The organism is Mammaliicoccus sp. L-M44, from assembly GCF_022386355.1.
In the GTDB taxonomy this organism is placed as follows: Bacteria; Bacillota; Bacilli; order Staphylococcales; family Staphylococcaceae; genus Mammaliicoccus; species Mammaliicoccus sciuri_A.
This window is the reverse complement of record NZ_JAJNIU010000003.1, coordinates 174,398-182,855: the sequence shown is the minus strand read 5'-3', so window position 1 is coordinate 182,855 and position 8,458 is coordinate 174,398. Positions and strand designations below refer to the sequence as shown.

General features: G+C 31.6%; 12 protein-coding genes. 1 reads left to right on the top strand and 11 read right to left on the bottom strand.

Annotation, left to right across the window (positions count from 1 at the left end; genetic code table 11):
* Window positions 1–206: 206 nt before the first annotated feature.
* The gene (locus tag LQ611_RS02935; RefSeq protein WP_103361127.1) at window positions 207–839 is read right to left on the bottom strand and encodes an MBL fold metallo-hydrolase; all 633 of its coding nucleotides are present in this window, start codon (window positions 837–839) and stop codon (window positions 207–209) included.
* A gap of 97 nt (window positions 840–936) precedes the next feature.
* Between LQ611_RS02935 and LQ611_RS02930 the strand changes: the two genes are divergently transcribed.
* Window positions 937–1,176, top strand: a complete 240-nt coding sequence (locus LQ611_RS02930) for a DUF2759 domain-containing protein (protein ID WP_016911885.1) — start codon at window positions 937–939, stop codon at window positions 1,174–1,176.
* Window positions 1,177–1,205: 29 nt separating this feature from the next.
* On the opposite strand, the gene LQ611_RS02925 is transcribed toward LQ611_RS02930, so the two are convergent.
* The 10 genes from LQ611_RS02925 to pstC form a co-directional block, all read right to left on the bottom strand.
* The gene (locus LQ611_RS02925) at window positions 1,206–1,520 is read right to left on the bottom strand and encodes an MTH1187 family thiamine-binding protein (RefSeq protein WP_037588286.1); all 315 of its coding nucleotides are present in this window, start codon (window positions 1,518–1,520) and stop codon (window positions 1,206–1,208) included.
* The gene (locus LQ611_RS02920) at window positions 1,520–2,491 is read right to left on the bottom strand and encodes an ROK family glucokinase (RefSeq protein WP_025904167.1); all 972 of its coding nucleotides are present in this window, start codon (window positions 2,489–2,491) and stop codon (window positions 1,520–1,522) included. Before LQ611_RS02920 ends, LQ611_RS02925 begins: the two co-directional genes overlap by 1 nt.
* Complete coding sequence (locus LQ611_RS02915) at window positions 2,488–2,679, bottom strand: YqgQ family protein (protein ID WP_078099923.1); 192 nt, start codon at window positions 2,677–2,679, stop codon at window positions 2,488–2,490. The genes LQ611_RS02920 and LQ611_RS02915 overlap by 4 nt, the downstream gene beginning before the upstream one ends.
* 4 nt (window positions 2,680–2,683) lie before the next feature.
* Window positions 2,684–4,129, bottom strand: a complete 1,446-nt coding sequence (locus LQ611_RS02910) for a rhomboid family protein (RefSeq protein WP_103361129.1) — start codon at window positions 4,127–4,129, stop codon at window positions 2,684–2,686.
* Window positions 4,130–4,684, bottom strand: a complete 555-nt coding sequence (locus LQ611_RS02905) for a 5-formyltetrahydrofolate cyclo-ligase (protein WP_103361130.1) — start codon at window positions 4,682–4,684, stop codon at window positions 4,130–4,132.
* 150 nt (window positions 4,685–4,834) lie between these two features.
* On the bottom strand, window positions 4,835–4,984 hold the full coding sequence (rpmG, locus tag LQ611_RS02900) for a 50S ribosomal protein L33 (RefSeq protein WP_016911879.1): 150 nt from the start codon (window positions 4,982–4,984) through the stop codon (window positions 4,835–4,837).
* Window positions 4,985–5,060: 76 nt separating this feature from the next.
* Window positions 5,061–5,708 (bottom strand): phosphate signaling complex protein PhoU, encoded by a 648-nt coding sequence (phoU, locus tag LQ611_RS02895; RefSeq protein WP_025904171.1) that lies wholly within the window; start codon window positions 5,706–5,708, stop codon window positions 5,061–5,063.
* A 1-nt stretch (window position 5,709) separates the two neighbouring features.
* Window positions 5,710–6,498, bottom strand: coding sequence for a phosphate ABC transporter ATP-binding protein PstB (gene pstB / locus LQ611_RS02890; protein ID WP_232174216.1), 789 nt, complete (start codon window positions 6,496–6,498; stop codon window positions 5,710–5,712).
* 78 nt (window positions 6,499–6,576) lie between these two features.
* On the bottom strand, window positions 6,577–7,479 hold the full coding sequence (gene pstA, locus LQ611_RS02885) for a phosphate ABC transporter permease PstA (RefSeq protein ID WP_107572738.1): 903 nt from the start codon (window positions 7,477–7,479) through the stop codon (window positions 6,577–6,579).
* 1 nt (window position 7,480) lies between these two features.
* Window positions 7,481–8,410, bottom strand: coding sequence for a phosphate ABC transporter permease subunit PstC (gene pstC / locus LQ611_RS02880; protein WP_103361132.1), 930 nt, complete (start codon window positions 8,408–8,410; stop codon window positions 7,481–7,483).
* Between the last annotated feature and the right edge of the window lie 48 nt (window positions 8,411–8,458).

The following is an 8,458-nucleotide window of genomic DNA, read 5'->3' as shown; positions in this document are numbered from 1 at the left end:
ATAGTAGCAGAACAGTTAACAATGATAGAGTACATAGATCCTTTTACTGGGGAAGAAACTCGAAAGAAGAAAAAATAAAACAACCCTTTTAAGGGTTGCTGGGAAAGTAGTACATTTGGCTGATCTTCTCAGTGCCCTTTTAGGGCTGGTCAGTAATAGAGGCTTATAGCCGCAGAACAAACCACCCGTTAAACGGGTGGTTTTGATTAATTAAATCCATTTAAATACGGATTTGACATTTCTTCATCTGCTATTGTTGTCTCCGGTCCGTGACCTGGGAAAATAGTTGTATTTGGATCTAGCTCTAACAACTTATCTTCAATTGAATTCAATAATGTTTTTGTATCACCTTTATATAAATCCGTTCTGCCAATTCCACCTTTAAATAAAGTATCACCTACAATAGCAAAGTCGCCAAATACAAATGATAAACTACCCGGTGAATGACCAGGCGTATGAATCGCTTCAAATTTAAATTCACCAATCTCATATTCTCCAGGTTCCATTATTTGTGGAACAGTATGTTGAACCACTTGTGGTAATTGATACATTGCAAATTTTTTAGAACCATTTTTCTCTGTATCCGTTAACCATGATTTTTCTTCAGGATGCACATATACTTTCACATCAAATTCATTTGCGACATCATCTACTGCACCTATATGATCAAAATGAGCGTGCGTTAATAATACAGCACTTACCTTTTTATGATATTGTTTAATTTGTTTATTTAAAAAATCGCCATTATCTCCTGGATCTATCACGAGTAATTCGTTTTCACCTTCGAGAATATAACAATTTGTTTCTACAATTCCTAATGAAAAACTATGTACTTGCATTTTATTTCCTCCTCTTTTAAAAAGTATCTCGACAAAACCACATATTAATTATACAATTAATATGATAATAAAAGAAATTTGTATTGGGGGTATTGGAATGCCATTTATCGACACAGGGGAACTATTTGAGTTATTTGGAGTAAAAATCCATATCGGTGTTAATATTTTCTCATTATTAATGCTAGCTGTTTTTATTCTAGCTATATTTGGTTTAATTTCAGCATTCAAAAACAAAAATATTTTGGGCATTCTTTTTGGTGCAATAACTGTAGTATCTTTTGGGTTCTTCTCATTAGCTACAATCTTTACATACGGTTATCCAATTTTACATCATTAAAGAAAAGACGAGTTTACACTCGTCTTTTTTTATTTGTTCAAATGTTTATTAACAGAATCTAATTTATCGTTCATTTTTCTAGATTTATCTCTTCTATCGTCAATTCGGATATTTGTACAAACTCTGTCTAATCCTTTATTGAACGGACTTTCATGAATTTCTTGAATAATTTCAAGTAAATCTTTTAGATCACCTTCAATAAGCGTATTCATTGGTGTTAATTGATAATCAATTGTACCTGCCTCTTTATGCTTTTCAAGAATTATTTGTATATCTGCAATATATTCACTCACACTAGGTCCTTCTGTTCCTACTGGTATTACGACTACGTCAACTATTGCCATTATTCATTCTCCTTTTCTATTACATATGTCTTAATTAGACCAGCTGCACCGATGATACCTGCGTCATTTCCTAATTGTGCAACTACGATGTTTGTACCATCTTGTGCAGGTTTAAATGTCATTTTTTCATAATGCTTTTTAATAAATTGGATAAGAATATCGCCGGCTTTACTAACGCCACCACCAATTATAATATATTTAGGGTTTGTCATAACGCTAACAACACTTGCAGCATAAGCTATGTAACCAGCAACTTTATCAATGATAAATAAACTGAATTCATCTCCAGATTTTGCAGCATCAAATACGTCTTTAGCTGTAACATTTTTACCTGTAATTAAGTCATGAATACTTGATTTCATATTGATATTTGGATAATAATGATGTACTAAATTAATGACACCTGTAGCTGAAGCAACCGTTTCAAGACAGCCCTTCATACCACAATTACATTGGAATCTTTTCTTTTGATCCACTAAGAAATGACCTATTTCAGCGCCTGAACCATTATGCCCATGAAGTAATTCTCCATTTGAAACAATGCCGCCACCTACACCAGTTCCTAGCGTCATACAAACAACGTCACTTTCATTTTGGCCAGCGCCTTTAAATTTTTCTCCTAAAGTTGCAACATTCGCATCATTATCTACGTAAATTGGACCATCAAAATATTGTTGCATATGTTTTCTAACTTCAATGTTACCAGTCCAATTTAAATTCACAGCACCATTGACGATACCATTTTCAAAATCAATTGGGCCAGGTACGCCGATTCCCATACCGATAATGTTCTTGATATCGATATCTTTTCTGTTCAGATGTACAACAAATGAATCATATATATTCTCTAATATACCTTCCCCTGTTTTATTCGTTGAAATTTCCCATTTCTCTTCGATATTTAGTGAACGATCAAAAATACCTAATTTACAAGTCGTACCACCAATATCTGCTGATAAAATATGTGTCATTTTTTCTCAATCCTTCTCTGATTTATAATAAGTCTTGCTTGTAAAAATGTTTCTTTATCAATAAGCATAGATTGATACATAGCTTTTATTTCTTGTTCCATCATTTCTAGTTGATCTTCTTCATCTTTAAAATAAATAATATAACCAAACTTTTTAAGTAATTGTTGTACGTCGTATAAATTATTCATAAAGTTAACTCCTAAACGCATCAATTTCATCTTTTAATGCTGCATAATGTTTATTCTTTTTATCAAGCTTTATTGCCTTATTAATAAACTTATTTGCTTTATCATAGTCATCTTTTGCTCTATAACCTAAAGCTAATTGGTAATTTAATTTAGCTGAATTAGGAAAAACTTTTAAACCTCTTTCCCATTCTAGTATCGCTTCATTCAAAGACGTATTGTTCGCTACGATTAAGCCACTTAAAATATATGTCTCATCCGACTCGAAGTTCTTTTCTTTAATTTGCTTTACCATTGTTTCCGCTCTATCAAAATCACCGTTATTCATAGCATCTTTCGTTAATTCATCATATATATAATGTTGTTGTCTGTTAAATATAATAACGATCAAAATGATGATGATCACTATAAAGGCAATAATATAATAAAGTTTGAACTTGTCATGTTCCATCCATTTGTAAATGATAAACATTAAGATTGCCCCGCCAACAAATCCACCTAAATGAGCGAAGTGGTTCACATTATTAATAAACAATGCTAATAACGAAATAATCACAATACCGATAAATGTTTGTAATACAAATTGTTTATTAATATTTTTACGTGTAAATAAGTACACGATAAATGCACCAATTAATCCAAAAATGGCACCACTTGCACCAATTGAAATGGATTGTGTATCTATACTAAGCGATACAATACCTGCAAATAGACCTGATATGAAATAAATGGTGAACATTTTAATGGACCCTAATGCACCTTCAATCAGTTTACCGAATATAATAAGCGAAAATACATTCATCATTAAGTGTGTAAAATTCGCATGTATAAACATGGACGTTAATAAACGGTACCATTCACCGTGAGCAACATTGAAATGCACAAGTCCACCGTAATCGACTAAATTAATTTGGCCAAAATGATTAAAAATTAAAACTAAAGACAGCCAAACAATTACATTAGCAGCTACTAAAAAGTATGTGACAGGTGAAAACTTAAGCATAAAGCTATCAATAAAGCTCGCATTCAATAATTTGTTTTTATATGTCGTAACAGGATTTGTTCTATTACGTTTAATTTGATGCTTCGTTACAAAGTGATGAGATACTTTCTCGAAATCACTAAGCTCATATAAAGCATGATACCTAATTTTAGGTCGTTTAGTATGATTAAACTCAGTGAAATCTATCTCTTTTTCGGTAATATAAAAAACATCTAATTGTTCAAAGCTAAACCCTATACTATCAATTAAGTCACCTAAATGGTCAGTGATTTTTTCTAAGTCAAAATCAACTTCTTGATGTGTAGGCGTCTTATGTATAAATCTTTTGACAATTTTTTTAGATTCATGAGTCAACCATATTTCTGCTTCTTCTTCAATCGATATTATTTTGTAACCTTCTGTATAAACTAAATAATATATCGACTTCCACATTTGTTTTGTTTTATCCATCTATTCTTCTCCATATATATCATTTGGTGTCAACATCTCATCAACTGGTATATCATGTGATTCAGCTTCAAAGTTTCTTATCTGAAAAGGATATAACAAACTTATTGTATGTCCATTATAATGAGATAAATATTTATCATAATACCCTCCACCATAGCCTATTCGATAACCATCTTGATTAAATACAACACCAGGTACAATAATTAAGTCAATATCATCACTAATTTCAGTTTCTTGATTAACATACTTAATGCCTTTTTGATCAATTGCAATGGAATTCAAATCAAGTAGTCGTTGAAATTCCATTTGTTTCGTTTCGTAATTGGTTCTCGGTACGAATACTTTCTTACCTATATTTAAAAGATGTTCAATAATAGGTATCGTATTGACTTCATGATCCATACTCATAACGATAGCAATTGAATTGGCTTGCTTAAAATTGTTATGTTCAAATAATTGTTCTTTTAAATTTAAATCATATTGTTCTTTTTGAGAAATGTCTTGATTTCTCAAAAAGAACAATATTTCTTTTCTTAAATTTTTCTTGTTTGACATGAATTTAACACTTCCAAATATTGATTAAATTTTTATCAGTTACATATAATATGATAACACAAGAATTATTGTGATAGGTAGTCGTACAACCTTTAAAGGTATTAAAAAAAACACATTCGCGTATAATGGAATGTGTTTTTATTCGTTTTATTATTTTGTTTCTCTATGAAGAGTGTGTTTACCGTCACGAGCACAATATTTTTTCATTTCAATACGCTCTGGGTTGTTACGTTTATTCTTTTTAGAGATGTAGTTTCTTTCACCACAATCAGTACATGCTAAAGTTACATTTACGCGCATGATGAACCCTCCTATTCTTATTTCAATTAATATACGACCTTATTATAATACCATCTATGCTTATATAATTCCAGTACTATTTTTCAATAGGTTCATAGTGTTCACCAGTTATATAATAATAGCAACTTTCACTGATATTCGTGATGTGGTCTCCTATTCTTTCTAAGTATCTTGCAGCAAGATGTGCTTGACCAGAAATAAATGGATCGTTATCGATTAAATATGTCGTGTTATTAATCTCACGATATAAATCATCAATATCATTGTCGCGATCAATAATTTCTTTTATCAACAAGATATCTTTGTCATTAACTGCCACTTCTAAATCTTTTAACATTAACATTGCTAACTTACCCATTGTTTTTAATCTCGTTAGTATAAAGTAATCTGTTATTTTAACTCTTTTTCTGATTTGAGCAATATTAGTAGAATTATCTGCCATTCGCTCTAATTCAGAAGCTATTTTTAAACCTGAGATCATAACACGAAGGTCTGTCGCTATAGGTTGTTGCTTTGTAATTAGCATAACTACTTTTTCATTAATGTCATATTCCATTTGGTTAATTTTTTTATCGTATTTAATTAAATTACGAGCGTTGTTTCTATCTTCATCGCTCAATACAGATATTGATTGTTCTATCATAAAGTATACTTCTTTACCCAACACAAATAAATCATTAATGAGTGAATTTAATTCATCTTCATATTTTTCTCTAATAACCATATTATCCAAATCTCCCTGAAATATAATCTTCAGTCTTCTTATCTGTTGGGTTAGAGAAGATTTTATCTGTTTGATCGAACTCATTTACATAACCGTTTAAGAAGAACGCTGTTTTATCAGAAATTCTAGCTGCTTGTTGCATGTTATGTGTCACGATAATGATTGAGTATTTAGTTTTTAATTCTTGCACAAGTTCTTCAACTTTTAGTGTTGAAATAGGATCTAGTGCTGAAGTTGGCTCATCCATTAATATAACATCTGGTTCAATTGCTAAACATCTTGCAATACAAATTCTTTGCTGTTGTCCACCAGATAAGCCATATGCATTTTTATCTAGTCTATCTTTACATTCATCCCAGATTGCTGCACCTTTTAATGAACGTTCAACGATTTCATCTAGTACTTTTTTATCTGTAATACCATGAATTCTAGGTCCATAAGTAATATTGTCATAGATTGATTTTGGGAATGGATTCGGTTTTTGGAACACCATACCGACATTTGTTCGTAATTCTTCAACACTATATTTCTTGTCGAAAATATTTTTATCTCTATAAATGATCTCTCCAGATGTTTTAACACTTGGAATTAATTCAATCATTCTATTTAATGTTTTAATATAAGTAGACTTACCACAACCAGATGGTCCAATAATTGCAGTCACTTCATTTTCTGCAATATCTAAATTTATATTTTTAAGCGCATGAAAATCTCCATACCATAAATCTAAATTATTCGTTTTATAAACAATATTTTTATCTTCTACTGCTATTTGTTGATTTGCTGTCATTTCATTTGAAGGTATATTTTGAGATAAATCTCTAATTTTTACGTCTGTCATAGTCATGACCCCTCTTCATTTTGATTATTATAATTTTCTTTGATATTTATTTCTAATATAGATTGCGATTGAGTTCATAAGAATTAAAATTACGAGTAATACGATAATTGCTGCCGATGAAACAAACTGAAATTCTGCTTGTGGCAACTTAGCCCAGTTGTATATTTGCATTGGTAAAGCTTGGAAAGATTCAAATATACTGTTAGGTGTTTTCATCAATATGGCAGGAATACCGATTACAACAAGTGGAGCTGTTTCTCCAATTGCTCTTGATAGTGCAAGAATTGTCCCTGTTAAAATACCAGGTATTGAAGCTGGTAATACGATGTTTTTAATCGTTTGCCATTTAGTACCACCTAATCCTAATGATGCTTCTCTAATAGATGATGGGACAGCTTTAATTGCTTCCTGACTTGCTACGATAATAATTGGTAAAATCATAAGTGACATCGTTAATGCTGCTGCAATAACAGTCTTACCTAGAGATAAGTTTTCAATACCTGCACCACGTACAAATATTGTTAATCCTAATAAACCAAATACTACTGATGGCACACCTGCTAAATTTGAAATATTAACTCTTATAAATTTTGTAAACCAGTTTTCTTTTGCGTATTCAACCATGTATATTGCTGTACCAACACCAAGAATGATAGATATAGGTGCTATTGTCATCATGAGCCACAATGTCCCAATTAATGCCCCTTTAATACCTGCTCGTTCAGGTGATGTTGATGAGAAGTTTGTGAAGAAATCTGTACTTAGATAAGGAATACCTTTTCTAAATATGTCAAATAGCAAAATAGCTAATACGATTAAGCCAATTAATGTACAAACGAAAAATATTGATTTTATGACTTTATTTTTCATTAGTCTTGTCGGCAGCTTTTTACGAACGACGGTTTGATCAACTAAATTAACTTCTGACATATTAATACTCCTCTCTAAATCGTTTTGTAATCCATTGTGAAATGATATTCATAATGAATGTGAATATAAACAATGTGAAACCTACAGCATAAATACTGTAATAAATATCAGATCCGTACGTCGCATCTCCAGTCGCAACTTGAACAATGAATCCAGTCATTGTTTGAATAGACCCAATTAAACTAAAGCTTGAATCTGGTGTACTACCTGCCGCTAAAGATACGATCATTGTTTCACCTATCGCTCTTGAAATCGCTAATACAACAGATGCGATGATACCGGATAAAGCCGCTGGAAATACGATTTTAGTTGCAAGTTCAAACTTTGTTGCACCTAATCCCAGTGCACCTTCTTTAATTGAATCAGGTACCGAACTCATTGCGTCTTCACTCATACTCGTAATCATCGGTATAATCATGACCCCCACGACTAAACCTGGACTAATTGAGTTAAAGCTTCCTAAATCCGGGAATATACCTCTTAAAATTGGTGTTACAAATGTTAACGCGAAAAATCCGTAAACAATTGTTGGTATACCTGCTAATATTTCAAGAACTGGTTTAATAATTCTTCTTGATCTATCAGATGCATATTCACTCAGATATAGTGCTGCACCTAATCCAACTGGAACAGCAAAGATTGTCGCTACTGCTGTAACTTTCAACGTTCCTAAAATCAGTGCGAAAATACCGTATTTAGGATCAGATGAAAATGGTGCCCAGTCTTTCGTAAATAAAAATTCAAATGGATTCACTCTCGTAAAAAATGTTGCTGTTTCAGTGACAAGTGTGAATAATATCCCGATTGTTGTAAGTACAGAAACTGAAGCGATTAACAATAAAATAATGGGAACAGCTTTATCTGCAAAGACTTTGCCTTTATTATTGTTATTTTGCTTAATCAATTCTTGTACTGAAGTTTGTTGTTTCATAAAAATAACTCCTTCATTTTGAAAAAGGGCGATTACTGACCGCCCTCT